This is a genomic window from Pseudomonas sp. MWU13-2862 (assembly GCF_023242495.1).
Taxonomy (GTDB): domain Bacteria; phylum Pseudomonadota; class Gammaproteobacteria; order Pseudomonadales; family Pseudomonadaceae; genus Aquipseudomonas; species Aquipseudomonas gingeri_D.
The window spans coordinates 89,253-109,087 of the sequence record NZ_JALMEZ010000005.1 but is presented as its reverse complement, the minus strand read 5'-3'; the positions used below and the strand labels follow the sequence as shown (position 1 = coordinate 109,087).

The following is a 19,835-nucleotide window of genomic DNA, read 5'->3' as shown; positions in this document are numbered from 1 at the left end:
AACGCTTCTGTGATTAGTAATATACCTATCAAACCTCCTCGCCGACACTGGGCGCCTCCGTCACCACAGGGGCTCCCCCATGACCCACAAGAGTTTGCTGGAACGCTTGGCGGCGCTGGACACCAACACCGTGTCCGATGCGCTCGATTTCCTCGGCCTGCCCGGTGCCACGGTAGGGCTACGTCCGCTGTGGACGTGCCCGAAAATCGTCGGCCGGGCCAGTACCGTGCTGCTGGCGCCCAAGTCCGATAAAACACCCACCGTGCACCTGATCACTCCGGTGGTCGAACAGATCGACAGCGACGATCGTGTACTGGTGATTGCCGGCGGTCTCGAAGGCATTTCCTGCTGGGGCGATATCCTCGCCAATGCCGCGTCCGCCAAGCAGGTACGCGGCACGGTGATCGACGGTTTCAGTCGCGATATCGACGGCAGCGCAGCGATCGGCTACCCGGTCTACGGCCGTGGCGTCACGATGATCAGCGCGCGCAATCGTGTGGTGCAGGTCGATGCCGCCGTGACAATCAACGTGGCCGGCGTGGCCGTCAGCGAGGATGACTATGTGATCGCCGACAACTGCGGCACGGTGTTCGTCTCCACTGTCCACATCGACAAAGTGCTCGACCTTGGCGAACGCATTGCCCGTCGCCAGGACGGCATGGTCGAGGCCGTGCGCGGCGGCGGCTCGGTGGCCGAGGTGATGCATGACACCCAGTTCGAAGCCATACATGTGGAGCACAGCCGATGAGCCCGGAAGACCGGCAACTGGTGGCCCTCTTCGAGGGGCTCGACACCCCGGGCGTGTCCGATGCCATGGACAAGCTCGGCCTGCCCGGCCAATGCCTCGAGATCGCGCCCCTGGGCAATTACAGCCAGGTGATCGTCGGCCCGGCGTTCACCGTGCATTACGTCACGGCCAGCGTGCCGCCCGGCACCGTGGGTGACTTTATCGAGGACGTGGCGCCCGGTGACATCGTGGTCATCGACAACGGCGGGCGCACCGACTGCACGGTCTGGGGCGACATCATGACCCAGTACGCCGGCGCACGACGGATTGCCGGCACCGTCATCGACGGTGTCTGCCGAGACGTGAACAAGGCGCTGGGCGATGGCTACCCGATCTTCAGCAAGGGCCGCTTCATGCGCACCGGCAAGGACCGCGTACAGGTTCAGTCAGTCAACCAACCGGTGTCCATCGGCAGCGCCCGGGTTTGCGCCCGCGACATCGTGGTCGCCGATGCCAACGGCGTGGTGATCGTGCCCCGTGCCCGTGCCGTCGAAGTAGCGGCCTGTGCCCGCCAGATCGAAACGGTCGAAGCCGAGATTCGCGCCCTGATCAGCCAAGGCAAAACCCTGAAAGAAGCCAGGGCCGCATTGGGTTATCACAACCTGCAGAGGAAAGTATGAGCATCGATATTCAACGCCTGAACCGGCGCCTGGCCAGCGCGCAACCTTCGGCGACCTACCGGATCATGGACCGGGTGGCGGAACGGCGGGCGCAAGGCGCAACGATCATTTCACTCTGCGCGGGCGAACCGGACTTCGATACGCCCGCGCATGTACGCGCAGCGGCCATTGATGCCATCGAACACGGCCACACCCGCTACACCCAGGTCGCCGGTGTCCGTTCGCTGCGTGAAGCGGTGGCCGCCAAGTTCCGGCGCGAGAACGGCCTGGACGTCACCTGGCAGGACACCCTGGTCTGCAACGGCGGCAAACAGGTGATCTACAACGCCCTGGCGGCCACGCTGAACGAGGGCGACCAGGTCATAGTACCCGCGCCCTACTGGGTCAGTTACCCGGAGATGGTCCAGCTGTGCGGTGGCGAAACCCGGATCGTCGTCTGTGATGCCGATACGGGTTTCAAGCTGACCGCCTCGGCACTGAATGACGCAATCACGCCGCAGACCCGCTGGCTGATCCTCAATTCGCCGTCCAACCCCACCGGCGCGGTGTACAGCCGGGAGGAGCTCCAGGCACTGGCCGAGGTATTGCTGGCCCATCCCCAGGTGCTGATCCTGGCCGATGATATCTATGAACACCTGATCTTCGACGATCAAACCTTCCATACCCTGGCCCAGGTGGAGCCACGGCTGGCAGCGCGAACCCTGACCATGAACGGCGTCTCCAAGGCCTATGCCATGACCGGCTGGCGCATCGGCTTTGCCACCGGGCCACGCTGGTTGCTGGATGCCATGGAAAAGCTGCAAGGGCAACAGACCTCGGGGGCGAGTTCGGTTTCACAACAAGCGGCACTCGCGGCACTGGAAGGCCCCAAGGACTTCATCCAGGAAAGCCGGGCGGTTTTCCAGCGTCGTCGCGACTTGATGGTGGCACTGCTGAATGACATACCAGGACTGGAATGCGTGAGTCCGACGGGCGCGTTCTATGCTTTTGCCTCCTGTGCCGGCCTGATTGGCCGCACCTCCCTCTCTGGACGGGTGCTACGCAGCGATGAAGATGTGGCCCACGCGCTGCTGGATGAAGCGGATGTGGCCGTCGTGCAAGGCAGCGCGTTCGGGCTGGGCCCCTACATCCGTATCGCCTATGCCTTGGATGACGATTCGCTGTGTCGGGCCTGCGAAGCCATTCAACGGTTTTGCCGTTCCTTGCGTTAAGCCGGAACAGGCAACTGCACAGATGACGCCCTTGTCAGCACAAAGCCCGTTCGGAGCGCGCCAACCCCGCAGTCGCCGCCAACATTACGCCCAGTACTGCAACAGGGGGATTCAAGCATTGTTGATATAACTCAATGATTTCTCAGCCCCAAAGCGTAAAAACAGGGAGTGACCGAGCTGTTGCGGTCCGTCATGAACGACGAATCCGGCAATAGCCCGACTTTGAAAATACCGCCCTCTCCTCCCTCTTTGCTCCCTGGGCCAAGGTCATGAAAAAGACTCATCAGTGGAACCTGTCGTATTTCTTCATCGCCTTGTTGGCGTTTGCCGCGCTGCAGATGTTCCTCGGTCAAAACCACCCAGTGGAAAGCCTGCCCTACAGCCAGTTCCTCCAGTTGCTGGACGCGCACAAAGTCAGTGACCTGCAAGTGGAAAAGGATCAGATCAGCGGCAAGCTGCAAGAACCCATCAATGGCCATGATCGATTCAGCACGGTACGCGTCGACCCCGCCCTGGCGACCGAACTGGCACAGTCCAATGCCACCTTCTCCGGGGTCACTGAAAACACCTTGCTCACCGGCTTGATCGGCTGGCTGCTGCCCTTTGTCATGATCATGGTGGTCTGGCATTTCCTGTTCCGCGGCATGGCCGAGAAGCAGGGCCTCGGCGGAATGATGAATGTCGGCAAGTCGCGGGCCAAGGTCTTTGTCCAGCGCGATACCGGCGTGACCTTTGCCGATGTCGCCGGCATCGACGAGGCCAAGGCCGAGCTGGTGGAAATCGTCTCCTTCCTCAAGGACAAGGAACAGTACTCGCGCCTGGGCGCCCATATTCCCAAAGGCACGCTGCTGGTCGGTCCTCCGGGGACCGGCAAGACCCTGGCGGCCAAGGCCATTGCCGGTGAAGCCGGCGTACCGTTTTTTTCCATCTCGGGGTCCGAATTCGTCGAGATGTTCGTTGGCGTAGGCGCCGCCCGGGTCCGCGACCTGTTCGAGCAGGCACGGCAGGCCGCGCCCTGCATTATTTTCATCGACGAGCTGGATGCCTTGGGCAAGGCACGCGGCGTGGGAACCCTGGGGGGCAACGATGAAAAAGAACAGACCCTCAATCAGCTACTGGCGGAACTGGATGGCTTCGACCCCCGCGAAGGGGTGGTCCTGCTGGCGGCCACCAACCGCCCGGAAATTCTTGATCCCGCCCTGCTGCGCGCCGGTCGCTTTGATCGGCAGATCCTGATCGACCGTCCCGACCGCAAGGGACGCCTGGCCATTCTCAAGGTCCATCTGCAGAAAATCACCCTGGACCCCGGCACCGATGCCGAGCGAATTGCCGATATCACCACTGGTTTCACCGGGGCCGACTTGGCCAACCTGATCAATGAAGCCGCAATCGTTGCCACCCGCCGGGCAGGCTCGAGCGTCAACCTGCAAGATTTCACCAACGCGGTAGAACGCATCGTCGTGGGCCTTGAACACAAAAGCAGCCTGCTGCATCCCGAAGAACGCCTGATCGTGGCCTATCACGAGATGGGACATGCCCTGGCTGCCGCGACCCTGCCCGGGATGGACCCGGTGCACAAAGTGTCCATTATTCCCCGTGCCGCCGGTTCGTTGGGCTACACCTTGCAGCGACCGACCGAAGACCACTTCCTGATCAGTTGCCAGATGCTCAAGGATCGGATTGTGGTGCTGATGGCCGGACGCGCGGCCGAATACATCGTCTATGGCCAGATCTCCACTGGTGCGGCCGACGATCTGGCACGCGCCACCGATATCGCCCGGCAGTTGATCACCCGCTTCGGCATGAGCGCCGAGCTCGGCCAGTCGGTACTGGAACGGCGGTCTTCCACCTATCTGGGTGAACATCTGCCTGGCATGGGCGAAAAAGACTACTCGGAACAGACTGCCCGGGAGATCGACCTGGGTATTCGTGTCTTGCTCGATGAAGCCTATACACGTGCGCAGGCGCTGCTCAAGCAGCGGCGCGCCGATCTGGATAGCGGTGCCAACCTGCTGATGGAGAAGGAGACGCTCACGCCCGAGGAGTTCCCCGCCCTGATGCCGTCGGCCTGCGAAGCCCGTCATGTTATCGCCCTCACCGGCCCATCGGGTCAGGCCATGGACGGGACGACGCCTCTCTTCGAGCGGCACCGCTGAACAACATGGGCAGCTGATCCGGGATCGCTGCAACATCACTGTTTCAGGAGAATCGTCATGCATGCCATGGTCCTGCACGCCCCCGGCCAGCCCCTGCAATCGGAGGAACGGCAGATTCCGCATCCCCTGCAAGGGCAACTGCTGATCAAGGTGCTGGCCTGTGGCGTGTGCCGCACGGATCTGCATCTGCTGGACGGAGAACTACCCCAGGCGGTGCTGCCCAGGGTGCCCGGGCATGAAATCGTCGGTGAAGTGATCGCTGTCGGCAGCGATGTCGCCTCCAGCTGGATCGGCCAGCGGGTCGGCGTGCCCTGGTTGGGCTGGACATGCGGGGAATGCGAATTCTGCCGCTCGGGCCGGGAAAATCTCTGCGAGCAAGCGCAATTCACCGGCTGTCACCTGGACGGCGGCTATGCGCAATACACAGTGGCCGATGCCCGATTCTGCTTTGCCCTGCCCGAAGGCATGAGCGCGACTGAAGCCGCGCCCCTGCTCTGCGCCGGCTTGATCGGCTTTCGCGCCTTGCGCATGGCCGGCACGGCGCAGCACCTGGGTCTCTACGGCTTCGGCGCGGCGGCCCATCTGGCGATCCAGGTGGCGCTGGGCCGGGGACAGCAAGTCTATGCCTTCACCCGGCCCGGAGACACCGAAGGCCAGGCTTACGCTCGTGCACTCGGCGCGACCTGGGCGGGCCCTTCGGACCAGCCATCACCCCATCTGCTGGATGCGAGCCTGATCTTTGCCCCGGTCGGTCCGTTGGTCCCACAGGCGCTGGCCTCCACGGTCCGCGGGGGCTGTGTGATCTGCGCCGGTATTCATATGAGCGATGTGCCAGGTTTTCCCTACCGGCTACTGTGGGGCGAACGCTGCATACGCTCGGTAGCCAATCTCACGCGCGACGACGGCACGGCTTTTTTCGACGAAATCCGCCATACACCGGTACATTGCGACGTCACGGTTTTTCCCCTGGCCGAGGCCAACCAGGCCTTGGCGCAACTCAGGGCGGGAGCGGTCAAGGGGGCAATCGTGCTGACCCCCTGGCCAGCAACCGAGCAGGATCACGATGCGCTCCAGCGAGTTGTCATCACCCTCTGAAAATATCGAAAGGCTCGATTCTCAGGACCTTGCGGATACCCACATAGCTGGAGACCCCGGCGATCAGGAGCACCATGACGAAGGCCAGCCCGAGGTTCCAGAACGTGATGATGGCCGCGTAGTTGGGCAGGTTGGAGCGCGCCACGGAGATCATCAGCGTGACCAGGCCGATACCCAGTCCATAACCGGTCATCGCCGTGAACGTGGCCATGAACAGGATCATGTAGATCAGTTCACGGCTCTTGGCGCCAATGGCCTTGAGGGCGGCAAACTTGTCCAGGTTTTCCAGGATAAAGGTGTAGAAGGTCTGGCCGGAAATCGACAGACCGACCAGAAAGCTGATGACTGTCATCATCAGGATATTGGTGCCTACCCCGGTCTGATAGATGTAGTAATTGGCGATGCGCTGGTTGAACTCGTCCTTGGTCAGGGCGATGTACCCCAACTTCGAGACCTGTTGCTTGATCTGGCCCACGGCCGCTTCATCGCGGGGATCCAGGAGGATATAGGAGATGGTGAACCGGGTGGTCGGCAGGTATTCGATGGCGCGCCGGTAGGTGGTGTAGAGCGTCGGCACCCCGGTCAGGCCGCTGGTGAGGACCTTGGCAATGCCGACAATGGTGCCGCGATGATCATTGAGCTCGAAGGCGGTGCCTATCCTTGGGTTCTCCAGCTTCGAAAACTCGGCATCGTGGACCATGATGAACGCGTTTTCGGCGTAGATATCCTCGATGGCCCCCTGCTCCAGTAACGGCCGGCCGAACAGGCTGGTGTCATCCAGGCCGATCACACTGACCGACTGGTAAGTGCCGCTGGCCAGCCGGACCTGGGCGCCGCCGATGAAAATCGGCACGGCATAGCGGACCTGGTCCATGCTGCGCACTGCATCAAGCAGGTAATCCGGCAGCGGGATGACGCTGGTCGGGGTGTTCACGGCCGGGTCCAGGATCCACATCGCCGCACCGATATTGGTCACCGTCGAGTAGGCCCGGTTGAGGATCCCGGCAAACATCGCCGTCATCTGCATCATCAGGAATACCGAAAAGGTAATACCCACCAGCAACGCGGAAAACTTGGAGCGGTCATTGACCAGGAGTTTGAAACCTATGCGCAGAATGCCGAAGTGCTTCATGGGCCGGGCCTGCTGCCGGTGGCGTCGGCTCGGTTCCACCAGCCGCCCCCCAGGGCAACGAACAGGCCGACGGTGTCCTGATGACGTTGGGCAAGCGCCTGCAAATAGGCGATGTTGACCTGATGCAGTTGCACATCGGCGGCCAGCAGATCCAGATAGGTCACCAGGCCCGAGCGATAGTTGGCTTGCAACAACCGCAAGGCCTCTGCGGAGGCGGCCTGGGCTTCGGCTTGCTTTTGCAAGGCCTGGGCATCGAACTCCAGTGCCTTGAGGGTATCGGCGACCTGGGCGAAAGATTCCAGCACCACTTCCCGATAACCCGCCGCGGCCTGCTGATAGGCATCGATCGCGGCCTTGCGGCCAAACCACAGGCTGCCACCCTGGAACAGCGGGATATCGATCGACGGCCCGACACTCCAGAAACGCCCGGCACCGGCGAACAATGATCCGGGGCTCGATCCGGCAGTGCCATAGGTGCCAGTCAGGCTGAAGCTGGGAAACATCGCCGCCGTAGCCACGCCGATAGCGGCGCTGGCCTGGTGCAGCTGTGCTTCGGCGGAGAGGATGTCCGGGCGCTGGCGGACCAATACCGAAGGCAGGCTGACGGGGAGATCCTTGGGTAACGACAGCCCGCTCAACTGGATGTCCGGGAGTTTGACTTCGGACGGTACAACGCCTTCCAGGGTGGCCAGCAAATGCTCGGCCTGGCTGACTTTCTGCCGCAGGGCCGGCAACAGCGCCTCGTTGCTGGCGATCAGGCTTTGCAAGCTGAGGATCGCCGAATACGGCGTCGTACCACTGCGTACCTGCACCTGGGTGGTTTGCAACTGCTGCTTTTGCAGTTCGATCAGTTGTTCGGTGGCCTGGATCTGCGCGGCATAAGCCGCGCGAGCAATGGCGGCATTGACGACATTGGCGGTCAAGGTGAGGTAAGCCGCCTGGGTCAGCCAGGTCTGATGATCGACCTGGGCCTGCAGGCCTTCCACGGTTCGACGTTCGCCGCCGAAAATATCCAGGGTGTAGCTGATCGTGCCACTCAAGGTCACGACATTGAAGATCGAGCCCTTGGTACCCAGTCCTTGCTGGATGGGTGCGCTGCGCTCACGATCGGCGCCCGCGTGAACGTCCAGGTGCGGGTAGAAAACCCCATAGCCGGCCATGAGCGTATCCTGGCTTTGCCGCAAGCTGGCCTCGGCTGCCCGCAGGGTCATGTTGTTGGCAATCGCCTGATGGACCACCGCATCCAGCGAAGCGGACTGGAACAGCCGCCACCAGTCAGGCGCGACCTCGGCCCCCGGCAAAAAGCGCTGCGCCTGCCCTTGGGCGGCCACGGTGGCGCTGATCGGATCGCGAATATAACCCTCCTGTGCCGGGGCCGCCGGACGTGAGAAATCCGGACCGAGGGTGCAAGCGCTGGTCAGCGTCAACAAGCTGAGGACCAGCCAGCGGCCACAGGGCCGCATCGGGCGAAACACGCGCGACTGGTCCATTATTTCTGCCCTATGAAAACATCCACCAACTGCCCCGGGTACACCATCGGGAGGTCTTTTTTCTCAAAGCGGAAAATCACCGGCAAGACCCTCAGGTCGACTTTCTCCTGGCGCTGATCGGACAACTCGATTTTCGGCGAAACATAGGGCTGCACCCGCACGAACTCCAGCGGCACCTTGATCTCCGTGCCATGGATCTGCATCTGCGCGCGGATATGTTCAGGCGCCGGCAAGCGGGCAATCAGGATCTCGTCGATGTAACAGCGCACGGCCAGATGATCCTGCTCGGAACTCATGACCAGCAACGGCGTGAAACCCTCGGTGTAGGTGTTATAGGCACCCTGGGACGACACATAGCTGCCGACGGTGCTGTTGATGGCCAACACCACCCCATTCGCGGGCGCCTTGATCGCATACTGCGCCAGCGTCGCCGCCGCGGCCTTCAACGCCGCCTGGGCCTGGGCCGCCGTGTCCCTGGCGGTATCGAGGGTATCCTTGCTGATCGACTTGGGGTCCATGCCGTAGGAGGCCAGACGCTTGCTGTACTGGTCCCGGGCAGTGCTCAGATTGGCCTGTGCCAACTCGAAATTGGCCCTGGGCACGGCATCGTCAAGGGTCACCAACGGCATCCCCAGGGTCACCTTCTGCCCCTCGTGCACCAACAGTTGCGTCACTGGCCCGGCCACCTGCGGGTAAATCACGATGTCGGAGCCGCCGGACTGTTCACTCTCGATAATGCCGTTGGCATAAATCGCGGTCTCATAGGGACTGCTCGCCGGGGCGAAGACCGGCGGCGGCGTCTGTGGAGTGCGCCCAAACAGATAGGCGGCCACCAGGCCGGCCAGGACACCGAGTACGGCCACACCGAACAGCAGACGGTTTTTCATGAGGCGACCCGTTCCAGTTCGGTGATGCGCCCGTCTTCCATGTGAATGATGCGATCGGCGTACTCGTTGATCCGCGCATCGTGGGTGACGATCAGGATGCACCGCTGCTGGTTGAGGATATGGGTCTTGACGAAGGCGATGATCATTTTCCCGGTATCGCCATCGAGGGACGCGGTCGGCTCGTCGAAGATCAGAATCTGTGGTTCGCCGACAATCGCCCGGGCAATGGCCACCCGTTGTTGTTCGCCGCCGGACAGCTTGACCGGCAGAATATCCCCGCGATCCTTGAGGCCGACCACTTCCAGGCTGCGCCGAGCCCGGACAATGGCATCGTCCCAGTCGTGATGCTGGAGAATCAGCGGAATCGCCACATTCTCGGCGGCGGTCAAGCGCGCGAAGAGGTGATAGTCCTGAAACACGAAGCCAATGTTATTGAGGCGCAGCTCGGCCAATTGGTCAGTGCCCAGGCTCCAGATATCCTGGCCATTGATGGTCACCGTGCCGGCATCGGGGCGCAGGATGCCGGAGATCATGCTGAGAAACGTGGTCTTGCCACTCCCGGAGGGACCGACGATAAACACCATCTCGCCAAACCCGGCGACCAGTGATACCTGGTTGACCGCCTGCATGCGCGCATTGCCTTCGCCAAACCATTTGCTCAGGCCGTTTGAAACGATCGCCGGATGCGTTGTAGAAACGACTGGAGCGGTACTCATGATCTCTCCTGCCCGGCATGCCATGGTATGGAAATGGCTACGCGGTGTTTGCCAGCCTTGGGTACATCGGTTGTGACGGCGCGCTTTCCCGGGTCTCCGTTGGAAACTCCAGGGGGTGTGGCAAGTATCTGGCGCCCTTGCCAATGCCCCCTGATCTTTATCAACAAATGGCCATCTATCGGTCTACAAAAAGCACTGTTGATTTAGCTCAATAATTTTTCGTCGCCCCAGGGTAGAAAGCACTGATCGGTACCAGGCGCGAGGGTGGTAGGCGATCATTTTTCTTCCATTGCTGGAGGCCGACCATGCTGGCAGTCACCCTGATCAATACACTGGCCGTCATCGTCGTCGTGGTGATCCACTACGAGTGCCTGTTACGGCTGAACGACTGGCTGCCCCGACTCAAGCTCTCGAATCGTTTCAGGATTGTCATCGGGGTATTCGGCGCGCTGGTGGCCCACGCGGCGGAAGTCTGGTGCTTCGCCCTGGTCTATTACCTGATGGTCAGTTCCGGCAAATGGGGAAGCCTGGAGGGCAACTTCGATGGCTCGTTCATGGACTGCGTGTACTTTTCCTTCACCACCTACACCACGATCGGTTTCGGCGACATCTCCCCCGTCGGCCACCTCAAGTACCTGACCGGGCTGCAGGGCCTGACTGGCCTGGTGCTGATTTCCTGGACCGCCTCGTTTCTGTTTCTCGAAATGCAGAAATACTGGAAGAACAAATAGCTAGCGAGGCCGCCGTCAGACTTTTTTCCCGGATTGGCGCGCTGAGAAAACATTCATCAAGGCACTCGGGGTCTTCTGACATAGATCAGATTCCCCCCCGTGCGCCACTCCTATGCTCGACCTGACAATCACGGTACCGGCAGGGGCTGAAGATGAAAAAGTCAGGTTTGATCGCTCAATGCTTGTTGGTGGCAGCCAGCGCTTTTCTGTTGCCCTCCACCCAGGTCATGGCGAATCCGCAAATGCCAGCGTCAGGGGGGATGTTCAAACTCCATTCGGAGTTCGACTGGATCAAACATACCCAACTGACCCTTGACGATCTCAAAGGCAAACTGAATCTGAAAGCGGAGCAATTGCCGGCCTGGGAGACCTGGTCGTCAGGGGTCCTGGCCGATGCCAAGGAGCAACTGAAAAAGGACAACGGCGAAGGTGAAAAGGACGCCGCCGCCCCGAAGGCACTGGTTGACCAGACCACGCCGGAAAGAATGGCCAGGGGCATAGAGCGCCTGCGCGCCCAGACCCAGTGGATGCAGGCCCACCTGGTACGCCTGGATGCGGCGCAGGTGCGTACCCAGGCCTTCTACGACACCTTGGCCGCCGAACAGAAGACCATTTTCGATCTGTTCTGGACAGTGATGCACCACCGGGCCTCCGCCGCCGATGGTTGGCAGATGCCCATGCAATCGCTCACCCCGGCGCAGGAAGAAGACCGCGACGAAACCGTCGAACAATAAGCGCCACTGAACGTTCCATTATTGGACAGAGATCATGAATATCGATTCGGTAAAACGTTGCGTTCTCGTGGGCATGCTTGTGATCGCTACCAGTCTCGCGGTACCGGCCAGCGCCGCACCGCGCGGAGGCGGTTATCGAGGCGGCGCGGGTTGGTGGGGGCTGGCGCTTGGCCTGGGCCTGGGTTGGGAGGCGGGACGTCTCAGCGGCCCGTATTACGCTCCGGCTTATCCGGTCTACTACTACCCGGTCCCTGAGTACTACTACCCGGATATCCCGCCCTCGGTGGTGATCGCAGCACCGCCGGTGGTCACCGCGCCTGCGACGCCCTCTGCGGCAAACTGGTATTACTGTCCGTCAGCCAAGGGCTACTACCCCTATGTGCGCGAGTGTCCTGAAGGCTGGCGGATGGTGCCGGCGACACCCCCCGCGCCCAAGTAGGAGCAACGGTCTGATCGCCCGGTTCAGCCAATCCAGCGGATCTGCGCCTCGTTGCGCTGGACCGGGGCCGGCACGGACTTGGGATGCCCCAGGATGATCGGCGCAACCGGCAACCATTCGGCGGGAAGACCCAGCAGGCTCTTCCCCTCCGGCGTATCGAGAAAACGCTGGGCAAACCCGATCCAGCAACTGCCGAGCCCCTCGGCATAGGCGGCGAGCATCAGGTTCTCGGCAGCCAATGCGCAATCTTCGACCATCCACTGGCCTTGGGTGCTCCCCGAAATCAGGATGAGCACCGGTGCCTGATAGAAGATCTGGAAATCCGCATCATTAAGCACCGAATGGAAGTGCTCGGACAGGGTTCCCGCGGGCATGGTCGCGAGCATATGGGCCTTGGCCTCGCGAGAGATCCGATCCAGCAACGCCTGATCACGTATCACCGTGAACGTCCACGGTTGCTGGTTGACCGCGCTGGGCGCCTGGATGGCGGCATTGATCAAGCGCTGAATAAGCGGTTCGTCAACGGCTTGCGTGGTGTATTCGCGTATCGAGCGACGGCCCGAAATCGCCTCATCGATATTCATGAACGTAGACCTCCGATAGTGTCCTTTCACACAGTCGCGCGGCAACGATGAGCTAACCTTGATATAGATCAAGTCAGCACTCCGGACAGTGCCATGTCACACGGCTTTGACTTTCATCATATGGACGCGGCCGGACTCGACACACACTGAATCCGCCTCGCATTCGCGAGACGGATGACGCGAGTGAGCGTGACTTGCGCAGGAGCGCTCAGATGTGCGGTAAATTCATGGTGTGTGTCGTGCTGGCGGGTCTCTGCGCACTGGCCTGGGGCACGGACGGCGTCACACCGCCCGCGGAACCCCGTGTCGCGATTCTGGTTTACCACCGTTTCTCGGAAACGGCGGACGACTCGATGACCGTGCGCATGAGCACCTTCGAAGCCCAGTTACAGGTTCTGCACGAGCGTGGCTACCAGATCGTGCCGCTGCGTGAGGTGGTCGACTGGCTGCGCGATCCCCATGCGACGCTGCCGCCGAAGCCGGTGGTGATCACGGTGGACGACGGGCATCGTTCGGTCTTCGAAAAACTGCTACCCATTGTGTTGCGCGATCGCTTTGCGGTCACGCTGTTCATCTATCCATCGGCGATCTCGAACGCTTCCTATGCGCTGACCTGGGAGCAATTGCGGACCCTGAAGCAGAGCGGGCTGTTCGACATCCAGTCGCACACCTACTGGCATCCCAATTTCAAGGTCGAGCGCAAACAGCGTACACCCGCCGACTTCCAGCAGTTCGTCCGCACGCAACTGGACAATTCACGTCACCGTCTCGAGGCTCAAACGGGCGCGTCTATCGACATGCTCGCCTGGCCTTACGGCATCTACGACGACGAATTGCTCGCACTGGCCGCCGAAGAGCACTACGTGGCCGCCTTCACCCTCGACGCCCGCAAGGCAGACCGCCACGCACGGCTGCTGGCACTGCCGCGCTTCCTGATGATCGACGCCTATGGCGCCAGGGCGTTCGCCCGCCTGCTCGGCGAACCGGATACCCCGACGACACCCGCAGCGGGGAACACACCATGACCCTCCGTTCCTCAAGGCGATACGCGATTGCGCTACTGCTCACCGTCGCCACCCTGCTGACAGGCCAGGAAGCCCTGGCCGTGAGCGGCGTCGTGCTCGACTCAAGCACGCAGGAGCCACTGGTCGGCGCAATCATCACCACCTCGGCCGGCGTCACCCGCACCGATGAGCACGGGAGCTTCGAGACCGCCCAGGCGGCCACGAGCGTCGGAGCTCGCGCGCCCGGGTACCTGCGTGCGCAAGCCCAGGTGTCCGACGAAACGCCCATCACCCTCGTATTGACCCCATTTCGTCCGAAAGCGGTCTATCTGTCGGTATTCGGCGTGACCAGCGCGACCCTGCGCAACCAGGCCGTCAGCCTGTCCCAGAGCACGGTCATCAATGCCCTGGTAATCGACGTCAAGGGCGATCGCGGCCTGACGCCCTATCACAGCGCGGCCCGCGAGAAGAGTGGCGCCACCGCCCATCTGGCCGAGCGCGCACCGCAGGTACAGGACTTTCCGGCACTGCTGACCAGGCTGCATGCGCAACACCTGTACCTGATCGCGCGCATCGTGGTGTTCAAGGACGACCCGCTCGCCAGCGCGCATCCGGAATGGAGCGTGCACACCACGCAAGGCGCGCCATGGCGCGATAACGAAAAGCTGCAATGGATGGACCCGTTTTCCCACGACGTCTGGCAGCACAATCTCGATATCGCCGAGGAGGCAGCACAAATGGGCTTCGATGAAGTTCAGTTCGACTATGTGCGCTTTCCTGACAAGGGCGGATTACACTTTGCCCAGCCGAATACCCGGGGCAACCGGACAGCGGCGATCGTCGGTTTCCTGCAAGCCGCCCGCGCGCGACTGGCACCCTACAACGTATTCGTCTCCGCCGACATCTTCGGCTATGTTTGCTGGAATCTCGACGACACCGCCATCGGCCAGCAACTCGAAACCCTCGGCGCACCGCTGGACTATATTTCGCCGATGCTCTACCCATCCGGTTTCACCTGGGGACTGCCGGGGCTGAGCAACCCGGTCACCGATCCCGGCCAGATCGTCAGGCGCTCCCTGGCGGAGGCCGTGAAGCGCACCCACCTGCCAGGCGTGCGTTTTCGCCCGTGGCTGCAAGCCTTTCGCGATTATGCCTTCGATCATCGCGTATTTGACGCCGCCGCGATCAGTGCCCAGATAAAGGCCGCCGACGCCGCCGACAGCGATGGATGGATGTTATGGAACCCGCACAATCACTACGCCGCCGCCGATTTGCCGCAACGTTGATCGGGGCACTGAAAGGCTCGGTGCTCCTCGCCGGCCTGGCAACAATACAGATCGCCGGGGCCGCCGACCTCGATGCGGCCGCTCGCCTGCAAGCCGCACGGATCGTCGAGGGGCAGATCGCCGCCGGGCGTATCCCGGGGGCCGTCGTGCTGATCGGGGACGCCAGCCATGTGTTCTACCGCCAGGCCTTTGGACAGCGCGCCACACTACCGGCCCCTGAGCCGATGACGCTGGACACCGAGTTCGACCTCGCCTCCCTGACCAAAGTCATCGCCACCACCACGGCGATCATGCAACTGGCCGAAACCGGCCGCCTCGACCTGGATGCCCCCGTTGCACACTATTGGCCGGCCTTTGCGGCCCACGGCAAGGACACAGTGAGCGTGCGTAACCTGCTGGCGCACACCTCCGGGCTACGCGCGGACCTGCCCGCACGCCCCGCTCAGCCCGGCCGCGAAGGCGTATTGAAGGCCATCGCCGCAGAGTCTCCGCGCAGCGCACCCGGTGAACGGGTCATCTACAGCGACCTGAATTTCGTGGTCCTCGGCGAACTGGTCGAGCGGATCAGCCACCGTTCGCTCGATGCCTATTGCCAAGCTTATATCTTTGCTCCGCTCGGCATGCGCGACACGCTCTTTCTCCCGGACGTCGGGCGAGCGGCACGCAGTGCCCCGACAACCCCGGACAAGGCCGGCATGCGCCAGGGCCGCGTGCACGATCCGACCGCCCAATGGATGGGCGGTGTCTCCGGCAATGCCGGGCTGTTTTCCACCGCGGACGACCTCGCCCGCTTCGCGCAGATGCTACTGAACGACGGACGCGTGGGCAGCACGCCGATCCTGCGACCGCAGAGCATTAGCGCACTCGCCACGACCGCCTCGCCCCTCGCGAGCCCGCCGTGGCGCGGACTCGGCTGGGAACTGGCCGCCCCCTTGGTACCGAATCGTGATCGTCTACCGCCCATTGGCATGCTCGGCCACACCGGATATACCGGCACGGGTCTGTGGATCGATCCCCAGACACACCAGTTCATCGTCATCCTGAGCAACCGCGTGCATCCGAATGATCGCGGTGACGCGCGCCCGCTGCGTGCCCAATTGCTCGCGCTGCTGGCCAGCCGGGCGACACCGACCAGCACCGCGCAAATCGCTCGATTGCAGCCGTCGGCATGGCCGGCGTTGCAGGCCGCCACTCAGTTGCCCACCTCGACCGGCCCGGTGCGGACCGGTATCGACGTACTGGAGGCGCAGCAGTTTGCAGCACTGGCCGGCCTGCGCGTGGGCCTGATCACCAATCGCAGCGGCTTCGACGCCAACGGCCGGCGCACCGTCGACGTGCTCGCCCATGCGCCAGGCGTCAGGCTGACAGCACTGTTCTCGCCGGAGCACGGGCTGAACACCGATCTCGACGAGCGGGTCGGCGACACGCTCGACAGCGCCACGGGTCTCACCGTCCATAGCCTCTACGGTGCGACACAGCGCTTCCCGGCCGGCTCGCTCCAGGGGCTGGATGCGCTGGTCTTCGATATCCAGGATGCCGGCGTGCGTTTCTTCACCTACGAGACCACATTGGGCTACGCACTCGAAGCCGCGGCGGCACGAGGCATACCGCTGTTTGTCCTGGACCGGCCCGATCCACTCGGCGGGCAGCGCTTCGGCGGGCCGCTGCTGGACAGCCGCCACACCTCTTTCACCGGTTATTTCCCGCTTCCGCTGCTCCCCGGCATGACCGTCGGCGAACTGGCAAGTCTGTTCAACCACAACAAGCACATCGGCGCGGACCTGCGCGTCGTACCGATGCAAGGCTACCGCCGCTCCATGACCTTCGCCGACACAGGCCTGGGCTGGGTGCCGCTCTCACCGAACCTGCGCACGCTGCCGCAACTGGACCTGTACCCGGAAGTCGGCTTGCTCGAAGGTGCGAATTTGAGTGTCGGACGCGGCACAGCACATCCATTCGAATGGATAGGCGCCCCCTGGATCGACGCCGGCCGACTGGCAGACAGGCTGAATGCACTGGATACAGGCATGCATTTCGAAAAGATCGATTTCGTCCCCACCGAGTCGACCTGGCGCGGTCAACTCTGTCATGGCGTCAGCATCGTGCGCGACACGACCGCCGCTCCGCGTCCCGCCGCCAGCCTCGGCTTGACGCTGCTCGCCACCCTGCACGCGCTCTACCCCGACACCTTCGATCTGGCGGCGACCCGGGCTTCGGTCGGTTCACAAGCGGTGTGGCAAGCGATCCACGACGGCGCGGCAGCGGACGCGGCGCAAGCGCTCGATGCCTCGTCCCTTGAGCGCTTCGCGCGACTGCGCCAGGAGAATTTGCGCTACTGAGCGAGCCAGCCACCTGGGTGACGGCAGCGTCACCGCCACCCTATACAACGCTTAGCAGCCATCCGAGCAAGCCACAACCGAGGACGACCAACCACGGCGGGACCTTCCAGAACATCAGGGCGACCAGGGCCAGCAGCGCCAGGCCGAAGTCCTGAGGCTTGAATATTGCGCTGCTCCAGACCGGGTTGTACAAGGCCGCCAGGAGCAACCCGACCACCCCCGCGTTAACCCCGGCAAGCGCCGACCGGGTGCGCACGCTGTGCCGCAGGCGCTCCCAGAATGGCAACACACCGATCACCAGCAGGAACGAAGGCACGAAAATAGCGATGAGGCACAGCGTCGCGCCAGCCCAACCCGAAGGCTGGACGCTCATGGAGGCCCCGAGAAAAGCCGAAAAGGTCAGGAGCGGGCCCGGAACCGCCTGCGCCAGGCCATAGCCGGCGAGAAACGTATCATTGGCGACCCAACCATTGGGTACCGTGGCCGCCTGCAGCAACGGCAGCACCACGTGCCCGCCGCCAAAGACCAAGGAACCGGCACGGTAGAAGGCGTTCACCATGGCAAGCCAGGGTGAAGGCCAGACCTCGATCGCCAACGGCAAGCCAACCAAGAGGGCGAAGAACAGCACCAGCGAAATCAGCCCGGCTTTGCGACTGACCGAGATCGGCAAAGACTCCGCCGCCCGACCTTGAGCCGGTTTGAACAGCAGCAAACCGATGACAGCGCTGCAGACGATCACTCCGATCTGCCCCCAGGCATTGGGCCACAGCAAAGCGGCGCAGGCAGCGAAGGCGGCTATGGTCACCCGAGGCACATCGGTGCAAAGATTGCGCGCCATGCCCCAGACCGCTTGAGCCACCACGGCCACCGCGACGATCTTGAGGCCGTGCAGCAGGCCACTGGGCAATGCACTTCCCCAGATGGACATCCCCTGGGCGAACAGAACCAGGACGATAGCTGACGGCAAGGTGAACCCGGCCCACGCAGCGACAGCCCCCCGAAGCCCGGCACGTGAAAGCCCTACTCCAATGCCGACCTGGCTACTGGCGGGCCCCGGAAGAAACTGGCACAAGGCGACCAGATCGACATAACTCTGCTCGCTGAGCCATTGGCGTCGAACCACGAACGCCTCGCGAAAATAGCCCAGATGCGCAATCGGACCGCCGAAAGAGGTCAGCCCCAGGCGCAAGAACACCAGGAACACCGACCATGCGGAGTCAGGCTTGCCGCCCTTGGCATTAGGTTCTACTGACAATCTACAGACTCCCAAGCTGGCCACTGTGATTCAGCGGTTATCCGCTGGCTGGCCTCTCAAGTCTCGCAGCAGTACAGAAGAAATATCCAGTGCCATCGACCACCCGCCTGGCAATCAAAGGTTTCAGTCTATGTGTGTAGGCGAGCCTTACTGTTTGACCTCAAGCATGTCGAACCCCTTGGGGCGGTGCCACTGATCCGAAATCCATCGGGGCCTGACACCCGACACAGAGCCTATTGCCGGAGCCCCTTACAAGGACCTGTCACGCCGGGCATCGACCCGCTGCAGGGTCATGCTCGGCGTCTCATCGAACAGCTTGCGGTATTCGCAGGAAAACCGCCCCAGATGGCTGAACCCCCAGCCCATCGCGATCACCGAGATATTGTGGGCCGAGCGATCTTCAAGGATTTCCTGGCGGACACCCATCAGGCGGTATTTCTTCAGGTAAGCCATGGGCGACATTTCGAAGTACTTCCTGAAATCTTCGAACAACTTGAAACGCGACACCCCGGCGGCGGCCTCGATATCGTCGAGGTTCAGCGCGTCACGGGCATGGGCATGAATGAAGTCCTTGGCGCGAACCAGGTAGTGCGGCAGCTTGATGCCCAGACGTTCGCGCAGCTCGGTGGAGTAGTTGTGCGGCTGGGACAGGATCAGGCCCTTGAGCAAGGCGCTCTCCAGGTCACGATTGAACAGCAACTGGCCGTACAGCTCACTGCGCTCCATTTCCTCGATAAAGTGCCTGACCGTGCGCCACCACGAGGCAACGGACCCGGTCACCGCATCCATTTCGGGCTCGAAACACAGCGGGGTGTCCAAGGGATGCTGCAACATGTCTTCCAGGGTCTTGCGCATGGCACTGCGGGTGATGACCACCTGCAGCTTGCGGCAGTCGCCGGTGATGCTCAATTGCTGGCTCTGGTTAGGCGAAACGATGACGCCATGATCACGATCAGAGCGTAACAGCACCCCGCCCCTGCTCAGTTCCTGCTCACCGCTCAAGGGCAGGCTCAGGCTGTAGCTGTTGAAGCTGTCGACGTCGGTGACGCCGACCGTGACATCGGTGCCGTATTCGATGATGCCCAGGGTGGTCGACATCGATTTGAGCACGTTGCCACTGTGGTGGAACTGGATGCTGTCGGGTTTGCTCGCATAGAGCAAATGGGGGCCGCAGATAGCCGACATCCATGAGTGCGCCCCGGCCAGATCGAAGCGATCGGCATGGATGTCTCGAAAATGATGTTCGGGTTTGCTACTCATCGGCGTTACTCAACAAGGCTTTTATCGGTACGCGCTCTGACGGCACGTTCGCGGGTACAGAAGCAATCCCCGCGCCAAGTCATCGTTACATAATAGGCGGGCGGCAGGT

At 62.2% G+C, this 19,835-nt stretch carries 18 protein-coding genes; 11 read left to right on the top strand and 7 right to left on the bottom strand.

The annotated features are described in order from the left end of the window. Positions 1-79: 79 nt before the first annotated feature. The 5 genes from M5C56_RS10765 to M5C56_RS10745 all read left to right on the top strand — a co-directional run bounded on the left by M5C56_RS10765 (position 80) and on the right by M5C56_RS10745 (position 5,869). Positions 80-748: a diguanylate cyclase gene (locus tag M5C56_RS10765; protein WP_103494354.1), complete on the top strand. Its 669-nt coding sequence runs from the start codon at positions 80-82 to the stop codon at positions 746-748. Next, on the top strand, positions 745-1,407 hold the full coding sequence (locus M5C56_RS10760; RefSeq protein ID WP_103494353.1) for an RraA family protein: 663 nt from the start codon (positions 745-747) through the stop codon (positions 1,405-1,407). The genes M5C56_RS10765 and M5C56_RS10760 overlap by 4 nt, the downstream gene beginning before the upstream one ends. Next, a complete protein-coding gene (locus tag M5C56_RS10755) occupies positions 1,404-2,618 on the top strand; it encodes a pyridoxal phosphate-dependent aminotransferase (RefSeq protein WP_103494352.1) in 1,215 nt (404 codons plus the stop codon). The genes M5C56_RS10760 and M5C56_RS10755 overlap by 4 nt, the downstream gene beginning before the upstream one ends. Before the next feature lie 269 nt (positions 2,619-2,887). Beyond that, positions 2,888-4,774 (top strand): ATP-dependent zinc metalloprotease FtsH, encoded by a 1,887-nt coding sequence (gene ftsH, locus M5C56_RS10750; RefSeq protein WP_103494351.1) that lies wholly within the window; start codon positions 2,888-2,890, stop codon positions 4,772-4,774. 57 nt (positions 4,775-4,831) lie between these two features. Continuing rightward, positions 4,832-5,869: a zinc-dependent alcohol dehydrogenase family protein gene (locus M5C56_RS10745; RefSeq protein ID WP_103494350.1), complete on the top strand. Its 1,038-nt coding sequence runs from the start codon at positions 4,832-4,834 to the stop codon at positions 5,867-5,869. Here M5C56_RS10745 and M5C56_RS10740 read toward each other — a convergent pair. From M5C56_RS10740 to M5C56_RS10725, 4 genes are read right to left on the bottom strand one after another with little or no spacing between them, the layout of a single operon-like run. Next, positions 5,859-7,001, bottom strand: a complete 1,143-nt coding sequence (locus tag M5C56_RS10740; protein WP_103494349.1) for an ABC transporter permease — start codon at positions 6,999-7,001, stop codon at positions 5,859-5,861. The genes M5C56_RS10745 and M5C56_RS10740 overlap by 11 nt on opposite strands. Continuing rightward, positions 6,998-8,491, bottom strand: a complete 1,494-nt coding sequence (locus M5C56_RS10735) for an efflux transporter outer membrane subunit (protein WP_103494348.1) — start codon at positions 8,489-8,491, stop codon at positions 6,998-7,000. The genes M5C56_RS10740 and M5C56_RS10735 overlap by 4 nt, the downstream gene beginning before the upstream one ends. Beyond that, positions 8,491-9,378 carry an efflux RND transporter periplasmic adaptor subunit gene (locus tag M5C56_RS10730; protein ID WP_103494347.1) on the bottom strand — a complete coding sequence of 296 codons (888 nt, stop codon included), beginning with the start codon at positions 9,376-9,378 and terminating at the stop codon, positions 8,491-8,493. The genes M5C56_RS10735 and M5C56_RS10730 overlap by 1 nt, the downstream gene beginning before the upstream one ends. Continuing rightward, positions 9,375-10,094 (bottom strand): ABC transporter ATP-binding protein, encoded by a 720-nt coding sequence (locus M5C56_RS10725; protein ID WP_103494346.1) that lies wholly within the window; start codon positions 10,092-10,094, stop codon positions 9,375-9,377. Before M5C56_RS10725 ends, M5C56_RS10730 begins: the two co-directional genes overlap by 4 nt. A 305-nt stretch (positions 10,095-10,399) precedes the next feature. On the opposite strand from M5C56_RS10725, the gene M5C56_RS10720 reads away from it, so the two are divergent. The 3 genes from M5C56_RS10720 (at position 10,400) to M5C56_RS10710 (ending at position 11,998) form a co-directional block, all read left to right on the top strand. Further along, positions 10,400-10,825, top strand: a complete 426-nt coding sequence (locus M5C56_RS10720) for a potassium channel family protein (RefSeq protein ID WP_103494345.1) — start codon at positions 10,400-10,402, stop codon at positions 10,823-10,825. Between the two features lie 152 nt (positions 10,826-10,977). Then, positions 10,978-11,559: a Spy/CpxP family protein refolding chaperone gene (locus tag M5C56_RS10715; RefSeq protein ID WP_103494344.1), complete on the top strand. Its 582-nt coding sequence runs from the start codon at positions 10,978-10,980 to the stop codon at positions 11,557-11,559. 73 nt (positions 11,560-11,632) lie between these two features. After that, entirely contained in the window at positions 11,633-11,998 is a 366-nt protein-coding gene (locus M5C56_RS10710) for a hypothetical protein (protein ID WP_247263144.1), read from the top strand. A gap of 23 nt (positions 11,999-12,021) precedes the next feature. On the opposite strand, the gene M5C56_RS10705 is transcribed toward M5C56_RS10710, so the two are convergent. Continuing rightward, positions 12,022-12,582 (bottom strand): nitroreductase family protein, encoded by a 561-nt coding sequence (locus M5C56_RS10705; RefSeq protein ID WP_103494342.1) that lies wholly within the window; start codon positions 12,580-12,582, stop codon positions 12,022-12,024. Positions 12,583-12,794: 212 nt separating this feature from the next. On the opposite strand from M5C56_RS10705, the gene M5C56_RS10700 reads away from it, so the two are divergent. Genes M5C56_RS10700 through M5C56_RS10690 form a run of 3 tightly spaced genes read left to right on the top strand, consistent with a single transcriptional unit; the run spans position 12,795 to position 17,211 of the window. Next, entirely contained in the window at positions 12,795-13,607 is an 813-nt protein-coding gene (locus M5C56_RS10700) for a polysaccharide deacetylase family protein (RefSeq protein WP_103494341.1), read from the top strand. Further along, positions 13,604-14,872, top strand: coding sequence for a putative glycoside hydrolase (locus M5C56_RS10695; RefSeq protein WP_103494340.1), 1,269 nt, complete (start codon positions 13,604-13,606; stop codon positions 14,870-14,872). The genes M5C56_RS10700 and M5C56_RS10695 overlap by 4 nt, the downstream gene beginning before the upstream one ends. Continuing rightward, positions 14,824-17,211, top strand: coding sequence for a serine hydrolase (locus M5C56_RS10690; RefSeq protein WP_103494339.1), 2,388 nt, complete (start codon positions 14,824-14,826; stop codon positions 17,209-17,211). The genes M5C56_RS10695 and M5C56_RS10690 overlap by 49 nt, the downstream gene beginning before the upstream one ends. Before the next feature lie 40 nt (positions 17,212-17,251). Here M5C56_RS10690 and chrA read toward each other — a convergent pair whose 3' ends face one another. Beyond that, entirely contained in the window at positions 17,252-18,466 is a 1,215-nt protein-coding gene (gene chrA / locus M5C56_RS10685; RefSeq protein ID WP_103494338.1) for a chromate efflux transporter, read from the bottom strand. A gap of 249 nt (positions 18,467-18,715) precedes the next feature. Then, the gene (locus M5C56_RS10680) at positions 18,716-19,726 is read right to left on the bottom strand and encodes an AraC family transcriptional regulator (protein WP_103494337.1); all 1,011 of its coding nucleotides are present in this window, start codon (positions 19,724-19,726) and stop codon (positions 18,716-18,718) included. Between the last annotated feature and the right edge of the window lie 109 nt (positions 19,727-19,835).

What these genes read in the sequence shown, in the direction of transcription:
- M5C56_RS10760 (WP_103494353.1), top strand. Translation starts at nt 745, where the DNA reads ATGAGCCCGGAAGACCGGCAACTGGTGGCCCTCTTCGAGGGGCTCGAC.
- M5C56_RS10700 (WP_103494341.1), top strand. Translation starts at nt 12,795, where the DNA reads ATGTGCGGTAAATTCATGGTGTGTGTCGTGCTGGCGGGTCTCTGCGCA.
- M5C56_RS10715 (WP_103494344.1), top strand. Translation starts at nt 10,978, where the DNA reads ATGAAAAAGTCAGGTTTGATCGCTCAATGCTTGTTGGTGGCAGCCAGC.
- M5C56_RS10740 (WP_103494349.1), bottom strand. Translation starts at nt 7,001, where the DNA reads ATGAAGCACTTCGGCATTCTGCGCATAGGTTTCAAACTCCTGGTCAAT.
- M5C56_RS10695 (WP_103494340.1), top strand. Translation starts at nt 13,604, where the DNA reads ATGACCCTCCGTTCCTCAAGGCGATACGCGATTGCGCTACTGCTCACC.
- M5C56_RS10705 (WP_103494342.1), bottom strand. Translation starts at nt 12,582, where the DNA reads ATGAATATCGATGAGGCGATTTCGGGCCGTCGCTCGATACGCGAATAC.
- M5C56_RS10680 (WP_103494337.1), bottom strand. Translation starts at nt 19,726, where the DNA reads ATGAGTAGCAAACCCGAACATCATTTTCGAGACATCCATGCCGATCGC.
- M5C56_RS10735 (WP_103494348.1), bottom strand. Translation starts at nt 8,491, where the DNA reads ATGGACCAGTCGCGCGTGTTTCGCCCGATGCGGCCCTGTGGCCGCTGG.
- M5C56_RS10745 (WP_103494350.1), top strand. Translation starts at nt 4,832, where the DNA reads ATGCATGCCATGGTCCTGCACGCCCCCGGCCAGCCCCTGCAATCGGAG.
- M5C56_RS10725 (WP_103494346.1), bottom strand. Translation starts at nt 10,094, where the DNA reads ATGAGTACCGCTCCAGTCGTTTCTACAACGCATCCGGCGATCGTTTCA.
- M5C56_RS10720 (WP_103494345.1), top strand. Translation starts at nt 10,400, where the DNA reads ATGCTGGCAGTCACCCTGATCAATACACTGGCCGTCATCGTCGTCGTG.
- M5C56_RS10710 (WP_247263144.1), top strand. Translation starts at nt 11,633, where the DNA reads ATGCTTGTGATCGCTACCAGTCTCGCGGTACCGGCCAGCGCCGCACCG.
- M5C56_RS10765 (WP_103494354.1), top strand. Translation starts at nt 80, where the DNA reads ATGACCCACAAGAGTTTGCTGGAACGCTTGGCGGCGCTGGACACCAAC.
- ftsH (WP_103494351.1), top strand. Translation starts at nt 2,888, where the DNA reads ATGAAAAAGACTCATCAGTGGAACCTGTCGTATTTCTTCATCGCCTTG.
- M5C56_RS10730 (WP_103494347.1), bottom strand. Translation starts at nt 9,378, where the DNA reads ATGAAAAACCGTCTGCTGTTCGGTGTGGCCGTACTCGGTGTCCTGGCC.
- M5C56_RS10690 (WP_103494339.1), top strand. Translation starts at nt 14,824, where the DNA reads ATGGAACCCGCACAATCACTACGCCGCCGCCGATTTGCCGCAACGTTG.
- M5C56_RS10755 (WP_103494352.1), top strand. Translation starts at nt 1,404, where the DNA reads ATGAGCATCGATATTCAACGCCTGAACCGGCGCCTGGCCAGCGCGCAA.